Origin of the sequence: Candidatus Methanoperedens sp., assembly GCA_012026795.1 — an archaeon.
In the GTDB taxonomy this organism is placed as follows: Archaea; Halobacteriota; Methanosarcinia; order Methanosarcinales; family Methanoperedenaceae; genus Methanoperedens.
The window spans coordinates 79,209-99,428 of the sequence record VEPM01000012.1 but is presented as its reverse complement, the minus strand read 5'-3'; the positions used below and the strand labels follow the sequence as shown (position 1 = coordinate 99,428).

Sequence of the window (20,220 nt, the reverse complement as noted above, 5' to 3'; positions counted from 1 at the left end):
AGAATACTACCCTTTAATCCTCTTCAGCCTGAACGTATTCTCACGTTCCATCTCTTCAAGCCTCAGCACAATGAAATCCCTGGCTTCACCAAGCTCCGGGATAACCTTGAACTCAAGAGCATTTACCCTGCGTTTGGTTTTTTCGATATCCTCAAGCAGTTTCTTCATTGTTGTCTCGATCTCAGCTGCCTGGATTATCTTCTCAACAAGGATCTCATAGGAATCAACTGCTTCATCAATACGGGAGCTTGTGCCGATAATACCGTAACCATGCTCGGAAAGGTTCTTATGCACGCTTGAAGCTTCGATTTTCGGGACTACTACTCCCATCACGTTCTTACTTTCAAGTTCAAGTTTGGGGTTATCCTTAAGGGCAAAAGCAGTGGATTTCACAACCACTACGCCATCGACCGATTTGGCGATGGATAGCTTTTGTGTTGCAAGGGCAAACTGCTTCTCAACTTCGCTTCTGATGTCCTTTGCTTTCTCAAGTATCTCGAAAAGTTCAAGGATCAGGCCGTCCCGCTTCATCTTAAGAAGCTTATGACCGCCCTGGCTGAGCTTGATCTTCTTCTTCAGTTCGATAAGCTCCGAACGTGTTGGTTTTATATTGTCCTTTATCGCCATACTACTCTTGCTTTCCTTCCTTTGCCTTATGGGCCGGATGGTATTTCTGGATATACTTGTTATCTATTCTTGTGAGCTGTGCTTCAGGTAGTTCTGCAAGCAGCTCCCAGCCTATGCCCAGAGTTGTCTCTATATCCCTGTTCTCATCAACGCCCTGGCGCACGAACCTGTCTTCGAACATATCCGCAAATTCAAGGAATTTCTTATCTCGATCAGAAAGGGCATCCTTGCCCACGATAGCAACCAAGCCTCTTAAGTCCTTGCCTTCTGCATATGCCGCATAACACTGGTCAGACACAGCTTTATGGTCTTCCCTTGTTCTTGTTGCGCCAATTCCGGAGTTCATCAGTCTTGATAATGATGGCAGTACATTTACTGGAGGATATATTCCTTTCCTGTGGAGTTCCCTTGAAATGACTATCTGGCCTTCGGTGATATATCCTGAAAGATCCGGAATCGGATGCGTAATATCGTCACCAGGCATGGATAAAATAGAGAACTGGGTAACTGATCCTTTTCTTCCTTTTACTACGCCTGCGCGTTCATATAGTGATGCAAGGTCAGTGTACATGTAACCCGGATAACCTCTTCTTCCCGGCACTTCTTCTCTTGCTGCACCCATCTGGCGCAGCGCTTCGCAATAATTTGTGATATCCGTAAGGATAACGAGTACATGCATATCGTGTTCGTATGCAAGATACTCAGCCGCAGTAAGCGCAAGTCTTGGCGTGATGAGACGTTCAACAGCCGGGTCATCCGCAAGATTCAGGAAAACCACTGCGCGCTCCAGTGCACCCGTCCGCTCAAAGTCAGCCATGAAGTACTGGGCTTCCTCATTGGTAATACCCATTGCAGCAAATACTACTGCGAATGGTTCATTTGAGCCCCTCACCCTGGCCTGCCGGGCGATCTGAAGTGCTATCTCATTGTGAGGAAGACCGGAACCTGAGAAGATCGGAAGTTTCTGTCCCCGGACAAGCGTATTCATTCCATCGATGGTGGATATGCCTGTCTGGATGAAATCCTTGGGCGGAAGTCTTGCGTAAGGATTGATAGCAGCGCCTGTTATTTCAAGCCTGTCCTCAGGAACGATGCGCGGCCCGCCGTCTAAGGGCTCGCCAGCTCCTGATAAGATCCTTCCAAGAAGGTCTTTTGAAACCGGCAGTTTGATCGTTTCGCCTGTAAACCTGACACCGCAGTCCCTGTTAAGGCCGCCTGTTCCTTCAAAAACCTGTACTACAACGATATCATCTGAAGTATCCAGTACCTGTCCTCTTTTGGTGGTCCCGTCCGGAAGATTGATATTGACCAGTTCATTGTAACCAACCGGTTCTGTCTTTTCCACAAAGATAAGCGGGCCTGCGATCTGGTTGATTGTCTTGTATTCTTTTGTCATGTTACTTACCTCTTAGTTTTGCAAACTCATCTTCCATGGTTTTCTGGATCACACCAAGCGCTTTGTCGAATTCTTTCTCATATTTGACTTTGGCAAGGTCGTCTTTTGATTTTAATTTGATTATATCTTCAATAGGCGCACCGCTATCCAGGGCATTATGGGCTTTATCGCCCCATGACATGATAGATTTCAATAGTTTGAATTGCTTATCCATGGGGCAGAACGTATCAACTTCATGATAGGCATTCTGCTGCAGGAAATATTCACGGATCATTCTTGCAACCTCAAGGGTCAATTGCTGGTCTTCGGGAAGCGCATCTGAACCCACCAACTGGACAATTTCCTGGAGTTCCGATTCTTTCTGGAGAAGTTCCATTGCGTCATTCCTGATTTTTACCCAGTCAGGAGAAACTTTTTCATCATACCATGGCCCAAGAGCTTTGGTATATAATGAATAACTGTTAAGCCAGTTAATTGAGGGGAAATGCCTCCTCTGGGCAAGCTTGGCATCAAGAGCCCAGAATACTTTGACGATACGAAGTGTATTCTGCGTAATCGGTTCTGAGAAGTCACCACCGGGAGGGGAAACTGCCCCGATGACTGTAATTGAGCCTTCTTTTCCGGAAAGTGCTTTTACTTTTCCTGCCCTCTCGTAGAATTCTGATAGCCTTGCTGCAAGATAAGCGGGATATCCTTCTTCACCCGGCATTTCTTCAAGACGTGAGGATATTTCTCTCATTGCTTCTGCCCAGCGTGATGTTGAATCTGCCATCAGGGATACATCATATCCCATGTCCCTGTAATACTCGGCAATAGTAATTCCTGTATAAACCGAAGCTTCCCTTGCTGCCACTGGCATATTGGATGTATTTGCGATAAGAACAGTCCGCTCCATTAAAGGCCGGCCTGTTTTCGGATCTTTGATCTCAGGGAATTCATATAGAACGTCCGCCATTTCATTGCCGCGTTCGCCGCACCCGATATATACCACTATCTCTGTATCGCTCCATTTTGCAAGCTGCTGCTGCGTAACTGTTTTTCCGCTTCCGAATGGACCGGGGATTGCTGCTGTCCCGCCTTTTGCAACAGGGAAGAGACCATCAAGGATTCGCTGGCCTGTGATCAATGGTGTGCCCGGTGTCATTTTTTTGCTTACCGGCCTTGGCTTCCTTACAGGCCATTTCTGCATCATTGTGAGTTCCTTGCCGTCTTCAAGGGTACAGATCACTTCATCAACTTTGAATTTTCCTTTCTTTATTTCACTTATGGTTCCTGAAACTGTGGGCGGGACAAGAATCCTGTGCTCGATATTCAATGTCTCCCGGACTGTTCCTATTATATCCCCGCCGTTAATTTTATCGCCTTTTTTAACAGTAGGGACAAAATCCCATTCTTTCTCGCGAGATAGGCCGTTCGCAGAAACACCACGTTTAATAAAGTCGCCCATCTTGTCCTTTAATACAGGAAGAGGGCGCTGGATACCATCGTATATGCTCTCAAGAAGTCCGGGTCCGAGTTCGACAGACAGGGACATGCCGGTATTTTCTACAGGTTCGCCGGGTCTTACTCCCGATGTTTCTTCATAAACCTGTACCGTGGATTTGTCTCCTTCAATACCTATTACCTCACCCATCAGGCCTTCATTCCCGACTTTTACCACATCATACATCTTGGTAGTTAAGCCGGTGATAATAACGACAGGTCCTGATATCCTATAAATTTCACCTTTATTTTTCATCTGTGACACCTGCTATTTTAATTTTAATTAGTATTATTTCCAGAGATCTACACCCACCGCTTGTTTTATCTTATCCCTGAGGTTTGTACTCTCACCCTTTCCGCCGATGGCTATCACTGTTGGCTCAACTGAGTCATCAAGTGTTTGTTGCATATGTGTGGGTAACATTTTCAGGTCATCATCATGGACAACAAGAATAGCCACGGTTTTATCATTCAATACACTCTGGATCTTTGATTCTATATCACTTGACGTTGCATCGAAAATTTTCTTGATGCCTGCAAGCCGAAATCCAATAACGAAATCACTATTTCCAACGACTGCTATTTCCATCTACATCACCAGGTGGGCTTTTATTATTTCCTCAGGGAGTTTTGTTTCTTTTCCTCGTACAATGATTCGCAGATTATCAACTTCGAGTTTCTTGCTCACTATATAATCAAGAACCGGAAGGATTGAAAGCGGATAATAATATGATATCCTGGTAACATAGATAAGACCATATTTATCAAGCCGGGTTTCAATATTGATCAGGGAAGCCAGATCATTACTTATGTCTGCTATTGCTTTCCAGTAGGAATATTCTTCAAGAGCCCTCACAAATTCAGGAAAAGATAGCGCTGCAAGCCTCCCAAGCTGTGCTTCTTTAAGTTCAATACCTCCTGGAATCAAGAGTTTGAGGATTTCCTCGCGTTCCATTCCCGCACTTTTCATCCTGAAGAGTGTCTTTAAGTTTTTCAAATCTATTTCTGTCCTCAGGAACTTCAGGAAAAAGTGGTCTTGCGAACTCTCGCCTGCTTTTATAAGGTTAGCATAATATAGTTTATCCAGATTGTTCTCGATATCGGCCAGAACTCCTTTATAACCGGAAAGTGCAGGATAATAGGGTGTTTTTGATAAAGCTGCAATAACCCCTTCTACACTTCCGATCTTGATTAGCTCCAATAGATCCCTGTATCTTAACTGGCCCGCAGAGACCACATCTTCAAGGATTTCCTCTTCGCTTGCTCCTGAGAATTTCCCGCGCAGTATGGTTTTTATATTCCATACGTCCCAATAACGAAGATATTCCGTTATTATATAGTTTGCTTCATTCTGGGATACTTCGATCAATTTGCGGTAAGTCAAAGCCAGGTTCTGGTTCAATGCATGTTCAAAAAGGTCAGTACCCCTGTACTTCTTTCCAAGTTCATCAACCTCATCCTTATATTCAGATTCCCCGATGAACCGTGTGATCTCAGGTATATCCATGTTAAGGAATTTGGGATACATCTCCTTCGGGATAAGTTTACCTCTCATAGCCCGAACCCTGGCCACAATATACGCATATTCGACAGCTTGTGATTTTACCATTCCTTTTTTCACCCGAATAAGATATCGGAAACTTGTTTTAAGGATTGTTCACTGACATTTTTCAGGATCATATCATACTTGAAATCCAGAACTACGCTTCCATCAGCGTTCTCCATAACAACGCCACCGATACAGTCAATCTCGCCTGCAAATTCCAGCTTTGTCATTTTGGAAACTGTTGATTTGTCTTTACTTCTTGAGTATATTTTACTGTTTCCTGACTGGTTTTTTTCGATGATCGATTTCAGGATCTTCTGGTTCTTCTCAGCCGGCAGGTTCAAGATCAGTTCCCTGGTTTCCTTATAGACCTCATCAAGGATTTCCTTGCGGGCATTGAGTTTTGCTTTTTTGACCTCAAGATTGGCGCTTGACAGTTCCTGCTGCTTTATTCTCTCAATTTCTTTTTTCACAGCTTCCTGTTTGGCAGCTTTTATTTTATCTGCGCTGGCCCGGGCATCTGCAATAATCTTAGAAACTTCCTGATAGGTTTCACCGCTTATCCTATCTGCCTCATTTTTGCCCTTGGCCTTTATTTCTTCAACTATCGCATCAAGTCCCATATATTTTCACTTTCTAAGCAGTGTTGAAAACGAACAACAAGATCAAAGCGACTACAAGTCCGAAAATTGCTATGGATTCGGGAATAACTGTCATTAAAAGTCCTTTACCGAAGAATTTTTCATCTTCTGCCATTGCGCCTACTGCTGCGGCTCCGATGGCCTGTTCACCCATACCGGCTCCAATTCCGCAAAGTCCTACTGCTATTCCTGCTCCAACTGCTATCATTCCAGCATCTACTACCATATTTTTTATTCCTCCGTAAATTTTCGTTTATGACCAAAGGGAAGGTATTTTACACCGCCCCCTTCATAAAATTTAGTAAAAAATTCCACATACTGAAGTCTCAATGAATGAAGTCCCGGGCCAAGTATTCCCAATAATAGGTTTATTACATGCCCAATGAACAAAACTACTACACCCGCCAGGGCTACTAATATTCCCTTACCCATTAAAATCCCACCCGGCTCTATGAAGAGATTCATTGCAATTTTATTTACTGCAAGTGCTATTCCTGCAGAAGAAAGTCCTATTGCCAGTATCCTTGAGTATGATAATATATTACTCAGAAGTGTGGGTAATTCAAGTATTGAAATAAAACCTTCACCCTTAATCAAAAGAATCAATCCGATGATCGCTACTACCGTTCCTGTAACCAGTATCGTATCACCTGTTTGGATTGGCGATTTTGACATCATTGCCGGCATTACCTTTGCTATTATTGTAACTCCACCAATTAATATCATCATCCAGCTTCCCTTTGCATAGATCGCATGCTTTAGACCATGCTCTATGACCTGATTCCTGAATCCGATGGCATATCCAAGAAGAACATGGAATATACCTATGGCAAAACACAATATAAGCAATGGTTTTACTTCTCCTAAACGATGTACAGGCAAATGTATCCCTGCTATTGAAGGACCCGCACCCAATATTCCCGGTTCGAACTGTCCATTGGATTCTATATCGAATATGGGAAACCCAAAAAATTCTCCGTAAATCACACCAAAAATTGTCGAGAGTACTCCTGCAATTAATAATATCAATGCTATTGCATTGAGTCCTCCGGATTTAAATTTCCGCATTAAGCCTAAACCCAGTGCTGTTACGATTATACCATATCCCACATCCCCCAGCATGAGCGCATAAAACAATGGATATGTAACGAATAGGAATAATGATGGGTCTATCTCTCCATATCTTGGGGTTGAAAAAGTATTGATCAGAAGTTCAAAAGGTTTTGCAACCGTTGGATTTTCAAGCTCTATCGGAACTTCCTTTTCGTTCACATCTTCCACGATCTTGGTTAAATATACTTTTCCGCCTGTGTTTTTATGCAATTCAGCTTCTATTTCATCAAATTTATTCGATGGGACCCAGCCATCTATGATAAAAGCATTCGGACTCGTGGCAAACTTTAAAGGTGCCTCCGATTTCTGAGTTTCAATTGAAAGATGTTCATCGGTAGCAATTATGAATTCGGAATATTCTTCTTTTAATTTATCAAGTTCTGTTTTTATTAAAGAATATTTCTCTTTAAGGCCGGTTATCTCTTTTGTGAGTTCATCCACTATCACTGGTGGATTGCCTTTTAACTGGGGAACCTTTATTTCAACATAGGTTCTTTCTTCCTGAAGGAGTTTTTGGACCTCTGTTTCAAATGCTTTCGGAATAAAAAGGACAAAAATTTTTCTCTTTTCATATTCCCCTGAGAATAATTCAAAATTACTGGTAATTTTTTTAACCCTGGATTCAAGGTCAATATCTATGTAACCTGTATACACTTTTAAAGTTTCATATCCGGTATAAGATTCCAGAGATAAAGGCAGTCCAAAGAAAGGTTTAACCGAAGATAACAGGTCTTCTTTTTCTTTCAGCCTTGACTCAATATTCCTTAATTCATCAAAACGGGACGAAACCTCTTTCTGGAGATTTGTGATCTTTTCATCAATATCTGAAGATAATTCTACTTTGGTTAATTTCCCGGGTTCGCTTTCCTTAAGTCCCAGCTGGTTGGAAATCGCCCGGAGAGAAAGAAGATGCTCTGAGAATTTAGATGCTGTTTTTAATGGACGGCCGATCTTGAAATCTTCAGTTTCTTTTGAGAAATCAGTAATATGAAGTACATTCAACTTATGAAGTATTGAAATAGTTGGCTCTATCTGGTCTTTTGTGCCAGCTATAACGACCTTTGTCATTTTTGTGGGTTTAAGCATTCGCCGCCCTCTCAAATTCGGTTACAATAAAATTCGCAGCTTTCGGGATATTCTTTTTGGCCTTTAATTTAATTTCTTCTGCTTCCTGATATCCTTTCTTTATGAGCTTTTCTTTTTCTTTCCTGCTTTCTTCCCGAGCTTTTCCAATCTCAGTCATATAATATTTAGATGCTTCTTCTTCTGCAGATTTTAGAATCTTTCTGGCCTCTGATCTCGCTTCATTTACTTTCTGGCTTCTGGCTTCTTGCGCCTGAATTACCATACCTTTGGCTTCATCTTCAGCCTGTTTGATATCAGATAAAATTTCAGCTCTTGTCATTTAATTCCTCTATGATCTAAAATAATAGCTCCGTTTTGAATTTGATTCTGCATAGAAGACCACCTACTTAAATTATTCGGTTTTAACTGAACTTATGCGCTTGCGCATCACTATTTTAAATGATAAATCGTTTTAAATGCTCGTAGATAGGCATTCTTTATGAAGGCTTATTTTTCAACTTCATATCCGGCATTCAGCCACCCTGTGATCCCGCCCTGCATATTGTAAACCTGGGTAAATCCATTTTCTGCAAGTACCCCGCTGGCCTTTGCGCTACGACTACCGCTTCTGCAATAAACGAGAATCTTCCTGTCTTTCGGGAGTTCTTTTAGCTTTTCTGCAAGTTCCTGTTCCGGGATATCCTGGACTGCCAGTAATGTTGAACCTTTGATATGTCCTGCTGCATACTCTCCCTCTGTCCTTACATCAAGAATAAATACTTCCTGGCGGTCGATCATCCCTTTTGCCTGCTGAACACTGACATCTGTATATTGGTATTGGTTTTTCATAGTTGGTTTTGTATAGCTCACACATCCCGAAAATATTGCCAGGATAGCTATACCCAGAATAATAATTTTAAATATCTCCATAATATATCCTTTATTTCTACTATGTATTAAGAAATACGGGTCGTTCTATTCTATTTTTTTCAGGCTGGACACTAAGACTAATTTTTATCTATCTGATAAACATCCGCACCTACACCATTTACCCGTATCTGTTTCAATAATGTTACATTATACATATTATATAGCTTTTCAAGATCAAACATATTGAAATTCTCGATAACAAGGATAGCAGGATATGAGATTGTATAAGGTGACCTGTAGAAATCACCCAGTTCTTTATATTCCCTGTGGGACTTCTGTCCGTACCCGATGTCTATTCCTTTATTGGCAGCCCCGAAAATGCCATAATGATTGAAACGGTTTAATATTAAGGGAGTCGATCCGGTTGTATTGATAAAACCAATGAGTTCGATATCAGCTTTCACATAATCCACATACTTCAAATTGATCTCCATTACACCTGAACCATCCAGGGTCAGTGAAGGGTTTTCCCCGTATATTTTTTGTGTGGCAGGGTCAAGGAAAACATAAGGGTTCTGGCTGTAAACACTATATACAGACTGGGCTGCAAACAGAAGAACCATAGAAACAATGATTATTGCGAACAATTTCCTGTTCTTTCCTGATAAATTAGATATTGCCCATGCAGATTCCAGATAGAATGCAGGATACAGGACTATCACATATCTTGGAAGGTTAAAATCCCTGATAGGTGCCACAGTTATGAAAAACAGGAAGAAGAACAAGATCAAAGGCAAAAGCACCTTAATTTTTTCATGATCCAAGATTCCACACTGTCTATGTCTGTAAAACCAGATTAGAAGAGAACATATTATCAGAACAGCCAATATCCAGTTATAATTTATTACGAACAGTTGTTCAGAGCGCATAATGAGATTTTCATTAAATATTGAGTCAAAATTCATTATTGGGGAATCCCTTGGGAAGAGGAACCAGCCCCTTCTTGTATAGTTCCCGTATGCCCAGCCGATGAATACTAAGATCGGAATTAACTGTGCTACAAAAATATCTCTTAATTTATATTTGTTAAATTTTTTTTTCTGTGTATAATTTATTAAAACGGTATAATTTGTTAAAATTGTGCCAAGTAACATAGCTGCCATAAATAAAATCCCGATTTCTTTTATCATCACAAGCATTATCCCGGAAATAGCTAAAAAAATATAATTTTCTTTTAAATAGAAATAATAAGCTGCCATCAAAAGAGCCATGCTCGGAAGATCAAAATTCAGATTTACGGACTGAGCGATGAACAGGGGGGAAAACGCAAGGAGAAACGATGCACCACATGCGATTTCCTTGCCTGCAAGCATTTCCCCGGCTTTGTATGTAAAGATGATGGCTGCAATTGAAAATACCATCATGAATACATGAATCATTTCAGGCGAATATCCGAATATTTTAAATAACGTGCCAAGTGAGAGAAAAATGAATGGGGGTTTACCGAAAAAATCCACATAGAGGTTTATATTGTTTTTAACAGTATCCAGTGCGGTCATGGCTGTTGTTGCACCGTCCCACCAGGGGGGAAGATCGATAAAATATAGTGTATAAGCCATTACAAACACGCATAAGAATGCTATTTTTTTTTGCATATCGACTGCCCCAGGACTTTAACAATCAGATAATATTTATAAGTAACATCATCTCGATTCAAAACGATGCTTAATTCCCTTAACCGAAATGAGAGTAATAGTGTAAAATGAAGGCCTGATTCAAGCGAATAGATTTTTATAGTTTTAAACCGTTTTTGGTTTTGGCAATAAACAAATCTTGATTTTTATTATTGTAGGGATGGATAAAGGTAAACATGTTATGAAGACAAATCATAAAGTTATTTTCGCAGACTCCAGCGATATGAAAGATGTTCCATCTGGTAGTGTTAATCTAATTGTGACATCTCCGCCGTATCCAATGATCGAAATGTGGGACGAACAGTTTTCTAATCTCAATCATGAGATTAAGAATGCACTTCAAAACGAAGATGGGATGAAAGCATATACCATAATGCACAATGAGTTAAACAAAGTTTGGAATGAAGTAGACAGAGTCCTTGCTCCAGGGAGTATTGCCTGTGTTAATATAGGCGACGCTACAAGAAAAATAGGGGAACATTTTCAACTTTATGCAAACCATTCCCGTATAACCTGTCATTTTGAGAATATGGGATATCAGGTTTTACCTTTGATTATCTGGAGGAAAGAAACAAATAAACCCAATAAATTCATGGGATCCGGTATGCTGCCGCCGAGTGCGTATGTGACCTTAGAACATGAATATATTCTGATATTTCGCAAGGGGAGGAACAGAAATTTCAAATCCGATGAGAAACTAAACAGGCAGCAAAGCGCGTACTTCTGGGAGGAGCGGAATTCCTGGTTTTGTGATATCTGGCAGGATTTGAAAGGTATCTCACAGAAGTTAAATCATGAGGACTTGCGTGAGCGGTCCGGAGCATACCCGTTCGATTTAGCATACAGATTAATAAATATGTATTCAGTCCAGGGCGACACTGTCTTAGATCCCTTCTTCGGTACCGGCACCACTATGCTGGCTGCAATGTGCTCGGCAAGGAATTCAATAGGATATGAGATAGATCCTGAGTTTCAGAAAGTTATCGATTTTAGACTGAATGAGATAATGAGCCTTTCTAAAGAAATAGTTTTTGACAGATTGAAAAGACATATTCAGTTTGTCAATGATAGGGTTGAAGAAAAGGGAGCTTTAAAGCACAAATCCATAAAGTATGGATTCATGGTTATGACCAATCAAGAGACAAACATCTCATTACCCTTCATAAGTGGGATTGTGCCTTCCAATGAAAACGAATTTGATGTAAGTTATAGTGCAGAAATACCTGAACTAATTATTAAAATAAAGAACTCTGGTCCACTTCAACAAAAGTTTGGGTGTTCAAATTTCTAAGTTAGTAAATTCTTAATCTGTTTGATTATCTGCATGTTTATTATTTCACCGTTTGTTTGAGAAAAAATATATAAAACGTCTCCTCCATAATCTTTTCCATATTGGTCATTCTTTCTTTTATTGGCTTCTTTAGCTTTTCTCAAAAAAAGCGAGTCACGTAAGTAACTCTTAGGTTTTATTTGTATTCCGCATATTGCTACGTTATTTTTAAGAAGTTCATAATCTACAGCGTATCTATGATCTATTTCTCCAGAAACTTTTCGAAGTTCAATATCAGGTAACAGTTTTTTTAAATTATTGATTGTATTATGTTCCCTAATAATTATGCCGTTCCATGTTTCACATAGTGTTCTAAATCTTACACAATCCACACATTCAATCAAAGATAGTCCGTATTTATTGCCCCTTTTATTTAATTCTTCAAATAGTATTTTTCCCTTCTCTGCGATTTCTTCCTTAGTTCTGCCATACTGAAAATTAATATTTTTTAGTTTCCAGCTTAGACTATCTAATTTAGTTTCATGTTTGTACTTTAACAAGGAATCATTCAATATATTGACTATGCTTTCTGGAAATCCTTTAGATTTTGATTTTCTTTCATTTCCTGATTCATAATAAAAAGCTTCCCAATCTTCTTTTTCACTACAACTTTGAGACTCAATTAATGTGGATACATATCCAACACTCCAAGTATCGTTAAGACATAAATCATTCCATAACGCATGGTCGATCTAAATTTCTGCTCATCGAGAGTATTTACAAATTCATCCATTTACTTAACCATTATATGAGATTATTAATTCGTTCTATTTCTGCGTGAATTTCTGAACAAATATCTGTGTTAAGATGATTTCCTTTTTTATCTTTGTAAACCATAAAGACTTTTCCACCAAAATCCACAAGAAATTTTCTATGTTGATTTCTTAGATTCCCTTTAAATTTACCATAGACCGAAGGGCTATTATAGCTGTGTGGTTTGACCTGTATCCCCACATATCTTTCACCAATTTTTAGATAGAAATCAACACTATACAATCTATCCCATTCATCGGGCGCCGGGATGAATTGATATCCACAAATTTCGATTCCATTCAACCGAATTCCCTCCGATATCCATCATATGTCCTTTTTATGACTAAATTGAACATATAATCAATGCAATCTTGTTCATTAACTGTATTTAACAAATCTGGATGAAATCGCTTTTCATGTGCGACAGATTCAGTAATTTCTTTGTATAGTTTTTTCCCTAAACCTGTTATGTGGTCTCTTGACCTTACATTTTCAAAGTAGTATTTTTTCCACTCTTCTATAGAATTTGGCTTGCATTTGCGAATATTCTCAGAAGTAGCTCCCACATTTTTTTTAAAATTAAGTTGCCAACGATTCATTGAATAATTTAAAATAAATTCTTTATCTGCTAATGGCATTTTATTAATCCTTCTCAAAACAATTTAAAGATGTTGTGGGTTAAAACAGTTTTCTACTATTATTAGTAAAAAGTTTATATATTATAACATAAAGTTATGATAAGTGTAAAAATAATTAAAATAACGTAAATCATATAGTAGAATTAATGAGATTTTTGAAAGTAGTATTAGAGATTAATGATAAAAATATTGAAAGAATTAAAGTAATAAGTAATGCTTTATCTAACGAATCACGAATCAAGTCACTTTTGCTTATAGGAGAAGATCGGAAAATGTCTTTAGATTCATTTCACAAGGAAGCTGAAATGGAGGGTATCTATTCCAATATCGAGACATCTTATAGAAATTTAGAAATTATGGTGACTTCAGGATTACTAAAGAAAACATATGATTCTACGATAAAAAAATTAGTATATGGTATAAATGAAGAAGTCATTGAAGTGAATAAATGATTAGGTACGCTATAAGGTCTAAACATAACTAAAATTAATCATAACCCCGTACATCCTGGAAACGTCTCGAAACAGCATGATAGAGTTTTCCATGACAGGGAGGTAACCATGGATATTCTTTTGCGTGAAACGGAATAGAAGATCTAATTACTGCGCCCGTACTGCATGACAGCTTCAACCGTAGGAAACATTTAAACGCGACTCTGCGCAGTTCGCAGTATCGCCCAACCCACTCACTCTTAAGCGGCTCGTCCTCCGCAGAGGATGCGGGCTTAGCCTGCACCTTCGGAGAGCCACCGGGGAGGGGCGCAAAAATCCAGAAATATCTTTTTCGCGTGATTAGTAGATGATATATGCTAGTGGTGTGATTTCTACCACTAATTTACAAATAAGTCTTTGCATATTTTAAATACGCTTCTATTTTAAAATCAAGAAAAACCATTCAACACAATTTGATTATAAAATCTTTCTTTGTAGCATCAAACACTTGAAGATGCCTACGGAAGACCAAAAACCGATTTCCTTTCATATTTCTCTTTTAATCCGTTTATTAACTCTTGAGGAATATTAACTTTTATTCCTTTTTCTTCATTTATTTTATAATATTCAAAAAGTAACTCATATAATCTATGAGGTTCAAATTTTAAAATATATTCTTTTTCTTTAATTTCGAAACATTTATGCTTTTTCCATACCTCAAATAATTTTCTATCTATGCCACTTGATTTTGATGGATTTATAACATTTACTTTTAAAATAAATTGTAAAATTATTGGAACCGCAATAAATATCATAAATGTGAGGAAAATGCATGAATAAGAAATAAATTTCTCTCTTTCGTCTATAATTAATGACCAAGTTGCAATATAAGTTATAAAGATTATTACGATAGAAATTATGATCATAAATATAACGCCCATTGCTAAGTCATTAATCCAACATATCTCCCTTGTTAAAGATTCTATTCTACTGCATAACTCATTTTTCTCATTTTTCTTATTATAAACAATATCATTAATCCATATATTATATCCTTCTCTATATTGTCCCATAAATTGTGTGGAAATAACACCAAACAAACCAAAAAGAATCACTAAAAAAACAAGTAATGTCATCATGGTAATCGATAAAATATTTAGCAGTCGATCAAACGGATAAAAATTAATTCAAAAGACTAACCAAAAGCCAACTATTATTAATATGCCACCAATATATCCCAATTGAACCAATTTTGCCATTTTTTCAGTTGCCATGATTTCCTCCAATTAATCTTCGAAAGGGATTATTATATATATATTTTGTTGTTGGATTTAAGACGTTAATATTATATTTACCTATTATATCTTAAACCTTTCCCAATCAAATCTATCCGTAGTAAGATTTTTCCTATTTTCGGAAAGATTCTCAATTTGATGATTCACATTTATGACTACCCGAAATATTCAAATTGAGATTACATCACTCCAAATTACATATGTACAATTTCGTTAATAAATGCTTTGGTTGTCCTAGCTTTGCACTTAAAGTATGAATCTTGCTCCTAAAGTCTGCCATCTACAAAAATTTTAATAAAATCTATGAGAATTAATAAGAAGTTAATACTTAATATATGTTAAAAGCTATTTCGACTGAATATATATGCCTAAAGTCGGAGTAGCTGATACAACTTTTTCCAGGATAAATATGGGGAAGGTTGCGATAGATGAATTGCGAAAAAATGCTTCCGTGCAGATAGAGCGCTATACTGTTCCCGGGGTAAAGGACCTTCCTGTGGCATGCAAGATATTGATCGAAAAGAAAAAGTGTGATATTGTAATGGCGCTTGGCATGCCCGGCTCCCAGCCAATCGATAAAATGTGTGCCCACGAGGCATCACAGGGGATAATCCAGGCGCAATTGATGACAAACACGCACATCATTGAAGTCTTCGTGCATGAAGATGAAGGAAATGATGAAAAAGAGCTTGCATGGCTTATGGAAAAAAGGACCCGTGAACATGCACAGAATGTCATTAAACTCCTTTTTAATAAAGATAAATTAGAGCGCGAGGCCGGTACGGGACAGAGACAGGGGTTTGCTGATGTCGGGGCGATAAGGTAATTCAACCGATGATTCATGTTAAACTCCGCCAGAGGCGGCGCATACGACGGGGCCTGGGGTCGCAACCCCAGCGCCGTTAAAATATTATTACTGAAAGTGTTAATAGTATGCTCTTTGCGGTGATATAATCTTGTGAAAAATCCAGAAAGTCGCTGGATATTAAGGTTAAGAAAAAAATTTTATGAACAAATGATGGACAGGTTGGGGAGTGGGGGTTAGTATAAAATTAGATTACCTGCCCATCGTACCATCCATAATACATTATTCTATTTAAAGTTGACGCTCAAAGGTTCTGTTAAGTTGTCGGTTGCTCTGAGCTTTTCAAATCCTTGCCAAAAATCGTTTGCTGGCTGGATCTGGTGAATCTTCGGTGGTCAGTATAAAATTATTTTGGCGATATGGTGGTTGGTGAATCGGTGGGTCAATTATTAAATAACACTATTTATATTTCGGCAAAGGAAAAACTAATAAAGATTAATCGAATATTATTACTTGAAAAGGTTCATTATTTAGAGATATCGCATCATACAAGATATCATATTCTGGAGATTCTATATCTCCAATCCGAATAACCCATATAAATCTTGGAAACGGTTTTGTTAAAATCTTATATTTATCTGAAAAAGTTTTTGTAAATAAATAATTTTTATATGATTTTATTTCTTTTAATAACAATTCGGCTTGGAATTCTTCTTTGAAATCTAATAAATTCTGGTATATAGAATTAAAAGTTAATCTAATTTTGGGGTATATAGGAATTAATAATTTCTCGACAAAAATATCATCAAAACCATATAAGTTAACCCAATCATTTACCCAATGAGAGAAGTCTCCATTATTATCTCTCGCCAAAACTTTATGATAGCTACCTATTTGATCGTCGTGAATATAAAGTTCTTTTAAGTTACCGTTGTTATCATGTCGGTAACCACTAATAACAACTGCGTGTAATTCCTCCAATCTATTATTTTTACAAAGCTGGATGCATGCAATGATTGGCAATCCTAAACTAATATATGCCTTCACAGCGTCAGAAACAATATGCTTTTGAATCAATGAGGGAGTTTTTTCAACATTTATAAATTCAGCATCCATACCTATTGAATTGAAATAATCTTTCATCTGAAAAATATTCAATCCGCTAGATGGAAAATTACGGTCTAATCCAGGAAACGAAACAGAAGTTCGAGTTATTTCAAATGGAGACTGTATTTGTGTCTCAAAAAGTGCATTTAAAGCATATAGAGATACCCAAATGGCTGTAGTGGCGCATTTGGCAACCATAGTGTCTTGAGTTTGATAAGGGAGGGATCTATGGTCAAAGGAAACCCAAATAAAGAGACTGGATATGAGTTTGTTAGATAATGGCGTTGTTCATTACCATCATATTTTGGATAAGTTTTTAGAAGAGTGCGTCCTATGAAAGGCTCATTACGTTGCTTTATTGGCTTGACAACCACAAAACCAAGATAAGAATTTTTTAATAGATCTTCGATTTCTTCGTCTCGTTCAAACAATTTCCTAAAACGTTGTTTTGAAAAGGATTTTGAAAAAAAATGCAAACGGGTTGTAAATCTTTCATGTGATTCAAAGGAACGTGAATAAAAATAAGAATAATCTAGAAAATAATCTTTATCAATATAATTATATTCTACAATTACAGTTTTTGCTTTCAATGTCGCCAGATAACGATTTAAATATTGACTTTGCTTGGAGTTCCCCATTTCTTCATGAACTCGTATAAATGGGAGTATTTTAGTGATTTTCTTTTTCTTCATGCAATAAATCAAAAATCAAATTGTAAAATATTTTAATAGGTCATCTACGTCTAAATAACCTATTTGTTTGCACAAATCTCTAGATTCATCTGTGCGATTCTTATCTATAATTTTGTCAAGCTTATCTAAAAATGCTCTTCTTGAATAGCCAATTCTATTACGGTCTACGTTTAATTCATAACCACTCATTTATATCCCTCGCTTTTAAATCGTTGTGGTGCTTTGATGAAATAGCCACATTTTTAAACCCGCTCTGTTTAATTTGCATCATTGAATCCATACCAGCATACACGTTTTGCTAGGCTATCTCCTTAAGATACATATCCTATATATATGTATCTACATTGATTTATTATTGCTTCATATATATATAGTAATCGGCATGGTATGCTTCCACTGGAAAAGCTTTCATGTTTTAATCTCATGCTCAACACTTTTCCGATCATTCCTATCCATCTATTTATTGGATATCTCACGAAGTCACAAACACGAAGTTTAAACACGATGCACAAAACCTATTCCATGAAGGTAAGAAGGTTACAGGAAGACGACCTAACGTGCTTATAACCGATGGATTACCATCGTATCACGATGCTTTTAATCATGAATTTTACACTCGTAAACTTCCACAATCCAAACATATCAACTCCATAAAGCTTGATGGGGATACAAATAACAATACAATGGAGAGAGCGAATGGAGAAGTTAAAGATAAAGAAAAAGTTATGAGGGAGGTTAAAGGTAGCATACCCCAATTCTTCCAGGGTATCAGATATTCTATAATTATATCAGACCGCATCAGACATTAAAAGGTAAACACCTGCGGAATCTTGCGGTATTAAGGTTGAAGGAGAAGATAAGTGTCTTACGTTAATTCAGAATCAGAGCACTACAAAAATAACGGTGCTCAGTAAATTATTTAAAATTTAAAACTACCAGTATCAAAATAAATAAAATATATAATCCCATAAACAAACCGAACAACCAGAATGCCGTTAAAATGATATGTGGGATCACCTCAGGGTATGATACTTTTGAATTTCTTAACTCTTTATAAGGCTGGAATATATTATTTTGTGAAGTAAACGCTAAGACCCATCCACTTACAAACAAAACTATTGAAAAAAACATAGTATCTGTGTTAGGATCAATTTTTTTACTCTCTGTTATAATCACAATAACACCAAGTACCATGTTCAATGTACCCAGTAAGTAACGAAGGTTTTTCAAAACAGAAATTACTGAAGGTAATTTAATAATGTTTGCCTCCTTTTCTGGGATGTAATTCTCGGTGTTCATCATCAAGTTTCTCCAACTGCTTTTTTAGTCCACCAACATCTTTTTTAAGAACAATAATGTCACGCTCATATTTATGCACTTTGTTTTTAATATCATTAAATATATTTACTTCCTTTACCACGAAATATCCAACAATAGAAAAAAGTATAAAATCTAAAAGGCTTGCCCCTTCTAATATTTTTGGTAATAAGGTTTCAAATCCCATTTTTAAAATACTTTTATACTTTGAAAGTAGATAAAGATATCAGCATTAAATCAGCAACCGACTTTTGACAACCAATTGAAAATATCAAACCCTCCGACAACTTGACAGCACCCGCTCAAAGAATTGTTTTGTATAGTGAATCGCGGTGGGCGTTCGATTAATCTTTGAATTCCTATCGGGTTATTTAACACTGAATGACTATCCAAAACCAGTTACGATGGACAGGTTGGGGAGTGGGGGTTAGTGTATATAAAAAATGACCTGCCCATCGCAACTCCTGCAACATCATTGTTGTATATATAAGTTCCGATTTTTTTTTCACTATCTTTTTGTGTTGGTATTCTTTCCTAAATACACTTCTGCCTTATCCCATATAGTAAAGAATTTATCCCTCAGATCTTTGGCAAAGTTTGCATCTCTTATATTCACCACAGCGAAAAGTTCATCGGGATTCAGGGGATTCAGCATCTGGAGCAATACATTTTCCCCATCGATAATATCAAAAGGCGTAGCTGGAATCATAGCGAGGCGGCAATTGAATTCCTTTCCAATATGCCTCATCAGTTCCTTGATGATCGGTAAATCTTCAAGCCTGTTGAAATCTACGCTATTATTAAGAATTACTTTAACCTCTACACCTTTTTTTATGGAATCATAAAGAGCCCCCATAATTTCAACATAATCTTCTTTCAAAAGCACATTTTTAATTCTCTCTGAAGTCATTTTCGAAGCCATAAAGAACAACAATTCTTTCCTGGAGCCCGATATGATCTCCCGGACAAGCTCATTAGATTCATTTCCAATGGCTACTGTCCAGAATGTTTTTTCTGTCTTCCTGGCAACAACCCCTGAGAGTTTATTTTTAAGGTCAACCGCAAGAGCTTCGATTTCCTCTGAAGCCTGCTTTAATTCCTCCTGTTTTGTAGAGCAAAGATGTGTCAGCGCAGCTGCAGGGTCAACACATGCGTATCTGCGCGGTCTTGTATCCTGTGCCCTTACAAGATGAACTTCTTCGAGGCTTGAAAGTACACTATAGATGCGTCCCATTGGTATTTTTGCATTGAGCGCAATCTCATCAGCCTCAGCATCCCCGAGTTTTAGAAGAGCAATATAAGCCTGGGATTCGTAGCCTGTAAGTCCGAGTTTTTTTAGTTTCTCAATCACAGGGGATTATTTTTACCTGTTGATATTTAAATTTTTTGATTTAAACAACTGCAAAGTTGTTTAAAAC

23 protein-coding genes are annotated in these 20,220 nt (G+C 37.7%); 3 read left to right on the top strand and 20 right to left on the bottom strand.

Annotation, left to right across the window (positions count from 1 at the left end; genetic code table 11):
- Positions 1 to 6: 6 nt before the first annotated feature.
- The 11 genes from FIB07_07045 to FIB07_06995 all read right to left on the bottom strand — a co-directional run bounded on the left by FIB07_07045 (position 7) and on the right by FIB07_06995 (position 10,395).
- The gene (locus FIB07_07045) at positions 7 to 627 is read right to left on the bottom strand and encodes a V-type ATP synthase subunit D (GenBank protein ID NJD52610.1); all 621 of its coding nucleotides are present in this window, start codon (positions 625 to 627) and stop codon (positions 7 to 9) included.
- A gap of 1 nt (position 628) precedes the next feature.
- Positions 629 to 2,023, bottom strand: coding sequence for an ATP synthase subunit B (locus tag FIB07_07040; protein NJD52609.1), 1,395 nt, complete (start codon positions 2,021 to 2,023; stop codon positions 629 to 631).
- A 1-nt stretch (position 2,024) separates the two neighbouring features.
- Positions 2,025 to 3,761 carry an ATP synthase subunit A gene (locus FIB07_07035; GenBank protein NJD52608.1) on the bottom strand — a complete coding sequence of 579 codons (1,737 nt, stop codon included), beginning with the start codon at positions 3,759 to 3,761 and terminating at the stop codon, positions 2,025 to 2,027.
- Between the two features lie 33 nt (positions 3,762 to 3,794).
- Positions 3,795 to 4,094 (bottom strand): V-type ATP synthase subunit F, encoded by a 300-nt coding sequence (locus FIB07_07030; GenBank protein ID NJD52607.1) that lies wholly within the window; start codon positions 4,092 to 4,094, stop codon positions 3,795 to 3,797.
- Positions 4,095 to 5,114 (bottom strand): ATP synthase A1 subunit C, encoded by a 1,020-nt coding sequence (ahaC, locus tag FIB07_07025; GenBank protein NJD52606.1) that lies wholly within the window; start codon positions 5,112 to 5,114, stop codon positions 4,095 to 4,097.
- Between the two features lie 8 nt (positions 5,115 to 5,122).
- The gene (locus tag FIB07_07020) at positions 5,123 to 5,674 is read right to left on the bottom strand and encodes a V-type ATP synthase subunit E (GenBank protein NJD52605.1); all 552 of its coding nucleotides are present in this window, start codon (positions 5,672 to 5,674) and stop codon (positions 5,123 to 5,125) included.
- A 13-nt stretch (positions 5,675 to 5,687) separates the two neighbouring features.
- Positions 5,688 to 5,918: an ATPase gene (locus tag FIB07_07015; GenBank protein NJD52604.1), complete on the bottom strand. Its 231-nt coding sequence runs from the start codon at positions 5,916 to 5,918 to the stop codon at positions 5,688 to 5,690.
- A 5-nt stretch (positions 5,919 to 5,923) separates the two neighbouring features.
- Positions 5,924 to 7,891, bottom strand: a complete 1,968-nt coding sequence (locus tag FIB07_07010) for a V-type ATP synthase subunit I (GenBank protein NJD52603.1) — start codon at positions 7,889 to 7,891, stop codon at positions 5,924 to 5,926.
- The gene (gene ahaH, locus FIB07_07005; GenBank protein ID NJD52602.1) at positions 7,884 to 8,210 is read right to left on the bottom strand and encodes an ATP synthase archaeal subunit H; all 327 of its coding nucleotides are present in this window, start codon (positions 8,208 to 8,210) and stop codon (positions 7,884 to 7,886) included. The genes FIB07_07010 and ahaH overlap by 8 nt, the downstream gene beginning before the upstream one ends.
- Before the next feature lie 167 nt (positions 8,211 to 8,377).
- Positions 8,378 to 8,800, bottom strand: a complete 423-nt coding sequence (locus FIB07_07000; protein ID NJD52601.1) for a rhodanese-like domain-containing protein — start codon at positions 8,798 to 8,800, stop codon at positions 8,378 to 8,380.
- A gap of 77 nt (positions 8,801 to 8,877) precedes the next feature.
- Positions 8,878 to 10,395: a glycosyltransferase family 39 protein gene (locus tag FIB07_06995; GenBank protein ID NJD52600.1), complete on the bottom strand. Its 1,518-nt coding sequence runs from the start codon at positions 10,393 to 10,395 to the stop codon at positions 8,878 to 8,880.
- Between the two features lie 220 nt (positions 10,396 to 10,615).
- On the opposite strand from FIB07_06995, the gene FIB07_06990 reads away from it, so the two are divergent.
- Positions 10,616 to 11,725 (top strand): site-specific DNA-methyltransferase, encoded by a 1,110-nt coding sequence (locus FIB07_06990; GenBank protein NJD52599.1) that lies wholly within the window; start codon positions 10,616 to 10,618, stop codon positions 11,723 to 11,725.
- Here the strand turns inward: FIB07_06990 and FIB07_06985 are convergent.
- The 3 genes from FIB07_06985 to FIB07_06975 are packed head-to-tail and all read right to left on the bottom strand — an operon-like array spanning position 11,722 to position 13,155.
- On the bottom strand, positions 11,722 to 12,456 hold the full coding sequence (locus FIB07_06985; protein ID NJD52598.1) for an MjaI family restriction endonuclease: 735 nt from the start codon (positions 12,454 to 12,456) through the stop codon (positions 11,722 to 11,724). The genes FIB07_06990 and FIB07_06985 overlap by 4 nt on opposite strands.
- A 52-nt stretch (positions 12,457 to 12,508) precedes the next feature.
- Positions 12,509 to 12,838 carry an MjaI family restriction endonuclease gene (locus FIB07_06980; protein ID NJD52597.1) on the bottom strand — a complete coding sequence of 110 codons (330 nt, stop codon included), beginning with the start codon at positions 12,836 to 12,838 and terminating at the stop codon, positions 12,509 to 12,511.
- Complete coding sequence (locus FIB07_06975; protein NJD52596.1) at positions 12,817 to 13,155, bottom strand: MjaI family restriction endonuclease; 339 nt, start codon at positions 13,153 to 13,155, stop codon at positions 12,817 to 12,819. Before FIB07_06975 ends, FIB07_06980 begins: the two co-directional genes overlap by 22 nt.
- Before the next feature lie 146 nt (positions 13,156 to 13,301).
- Here FIB07_06975 and FIB07_06970 point away from each other — a divergent pair, with 146 nt between their 5' ends.
- Complete coding sequence (locus FIB07_06970) at positions 13,302 to 13,607, top strand: hypothetical protein (GenBank protein NJD52595.1); 306 nt, start codon at positions 13,302 to 13,304, stop codon at positions 13,605 to 13,607.
- A gap of 497 nt (positions 13,608 to 14,104) precedes the next feature.
- On the opposite strand, the gene FIB07_06965 is transcribed toward FIB07_06970, so the two are convergent.
- Positions 14,105 to 14,725, bottom strand: a complete 621-nt coding sequence (locus tag FIB07_06965; GenBank protein ID NJD52594.1) for a hypothetical protein — start codon at positions 14,723 to 14,725, stop codon at positions 14,105 to 14,107.
- 520 nt (positions 14,726 to 15,245) lie between these two features.
- On the opposite strand from FIB07_06965, the gene FIB07_06960 reads away from it, so the two are divergent.
- Positions 15,246 to 15,707, top strand: a complete 462-nt coding sequence (locus tag FIB07_06960) for a riboflavin synthase (protein ID NJD52593.1) — start codon at positions 15,246 to 15,248, stop codon at positions 15,705 to 15,707.
- A 474-nt stretch (positions 15,708 to 16,181) separates the two neighbouring features.
- Here FIB07_06960 and FIB07_06955 read toward each other — a convergent pair whose 3' ends face one another.
- The 5 genes from FIB07_06955 to FIB07_06935 form a co-directional block, all read right to left on the bottom strand.
- A complete protein-coding gene (locus FIB07_06955) occupies positions 16,182 to 16,991 on the bottom strand; it encodes a hypothetical protein (GenBank protein NJD52592.1) in 810 nt (269 codons plus the stop codon).
- The gene (locus FIB07_06950) at positions 16,940 to 17,485 is read right to left on the bottom strand and encodes a hypothetical protein (GenBank protein NJD52591.1); all 546 of its coding nucleotides are present in this window, start codon (positions 17,483 to 17,485) and stop codon (positions 16,940 to 16,942) included. The genes FIB07_06955 and FIB07_06950 overlap by 52 nt, the downstream gene beginning before the upstream one ends.
- Positions 17,486 to 18,400: 915 nt before the next feature.
- The gene (locus FIB07_06945; GenBank protein NJD52590.1) at positions 18,401 to 18,787 is read right to left on the bottom strand and encodes a hypothetical protein; all 387 of its coding nucleotides are present in this window, start codon (positions 18,785 to 18,787) and stop codon (positions 18,401 to 18,403) included.
- A complete protein-coding gene (locus FIB07_06940; protein NJD52589.1) occupies positions 18,738 to 18,989 on the bottom strand; it encodes a hypothetical protein in 252 nt (83 codons plus the stop codon). The genes FIB07_06945 and FIB07_06940 overlap by 50 nt, the downstream gene beginning before the upstream one ends.
- 321 nt (positions 18,990 to 19,310) lie before the next feature.
- Positions 19,311 to 20,153, bottom strand: coding sequence for a TrmB family transcriptional regulator (locus tag FIB07_06935; GenBank protein ID NJD52588.1), 843 nt, complete (start codon positions 20,151 to 20,153; stop codon positions 19,311 to 19,313).
- Positions 20,154 to 20,220 lie beyond the last annotated feature (67 nt).

What these genes read in the sequence shown, in the direction of transcription:
- FIB07_06945 (NJD52590.1), bottom strand. Translation starts at nt 18,787, where the DNA reads ATGATGAACACCGAGAATTACATCCCAGAAAAGGAGGCAAACATTATT.
- FIB07_06995 (NJD52600.1), bottom strand. Translation starts at nt 10,395, where the DNA reads ATGCAAAAAAAAATAGCATTCTTATGCGTGTTTGTAATGGCTTATACA.
- FIB07_06940 (NJD52589.1), bottom strand. Translation starts at nt 18,989, where the DNA reads ATGGGATTTGAAACCTTATTACCAAAAATATTAGAAGGGGCAAGCCTT.
- FIB07_07030 (NJD52607.1), bottom strand. Translation starts at nt 4,094, where the DNA reads ATGGAAATAGCAGTCGTTGGAAATAGTGATTTCGTTATTGGATTTCGG.
- FIB07_07010 (NJD52603.1), bottom strand. Translation starts at nt 7,891, where the DNA reads ATGCTTAAACCCACAAAAATGACAAAGGTCGTTATAGCTGGCACAAAA.
- FIB07_07020 (NJD52605.1), bottom strand. Translation starts at nt 5,674, where the DNA reads ATGGGACTTGATGCGATAGTTGAAGAAATAAAGGCCAAGGGCAAAAAT.
- FIB07_07040 (NJD52609.1), bottom strand. Translation starts at nt 2,023, where the DNA reads ATGACAAAAGAATACAAGACAATCAACCAGATCGCAGGCCCGCTTATC.
- FIB07_06950 (NJD52591.1), bottom strand. Translation starts at nt 17,485, where the DNA reads ATGAAGAAAAAGAAAATCACTAAAATACTCCCATTTATACGAGTTCAT.
- FIB07_07015 (NJD52604.1), bottom strand. Translation starts at nt 5,918, where the DNA reads ATGGTAGTAGATGCTGGAATGATAGCAGTTGGAGCAGGAATAGCAGTA.
- FIB07_06990 (NJD52599.1), top strand. Translation starts at nt 10,616, where the DNA reads ATGAAGACAAATCATAAAGTTATTTTCGCAGACTCCAGCGATATGAAA.
- FIB07_07000 (NJD52601.1), bottom strand. Translation starts at nt 8,800, where the DNA reads ATGGAGATATTTAAAATTATTATTCTGGGTATAGCTATCCTGGCAATA.
- FIB07_07045 (NJD52610.1), bottom strand. Translation starts at nt 627, where the DNA reads ATGGCGATAAAGGACAATATAAAACCAACACGTTCGGAGCTTATCGAA.
- FIB07_07035 (NJD52608.1), bottom strand. Translation starts at nt 3,761, where the DNA reads ATGAAAAATAAAGGTGAAATTTATAGGATATCAGGACCTGTCGTTATT.
- ahaC (NJD52606.1), bottom strand. Translation starts at nt 5,114, where the DNA reads ATGGTAAAATCACAAGCTGTCGAATATGCGTATATTGTGGCCAGGGTT.
- FIB07_06960 (NJD52593.1), top strand. Translation starts at nt 15,246, where the DNA reads ATGCCTAAAGTCGGAGTAGCTGATACAACTTTTTCCAGGATAAATATG.
- FIB07_06970 (NJD52595.1), top strand. Translation starts at nt 13,302, where the DNA reads ATGAGATTTTTGAAAGTAGTATTAGAGATTAATGATAAAAATATTGAA.
- ahaH (NJD52602.1), bottom strand. Translation starts at nt 8,210, where the DNA reads ATGACAAGAGCTGAAATTTTATCTGATATCAAACAGGCTGAAGATGAA.
- FIB07_06965 (NJD52594.1), bottom strand. Translation starts at nt 14,725, where the DNA reads ATGATGACATTACTTGTTTTTTTAGTGATTCTTTTTGGTTTGTTTGGT.
- FIB07_06975 (NJD52596.1), bottom strand. Translation starts at nt 13,155, where the DNA reads ATGCCATTAGCAGATAAAGAATTTATTTTAAATTATTCAATGAATCGT.
- FIB07_06955 (NJD52592.1), bottom strand. Translation starts at nt 16,991, where the DNA reads ATGGTTGCCAAATGCGCCACTACAGCCATTTGGGTATCTCTATATGCT.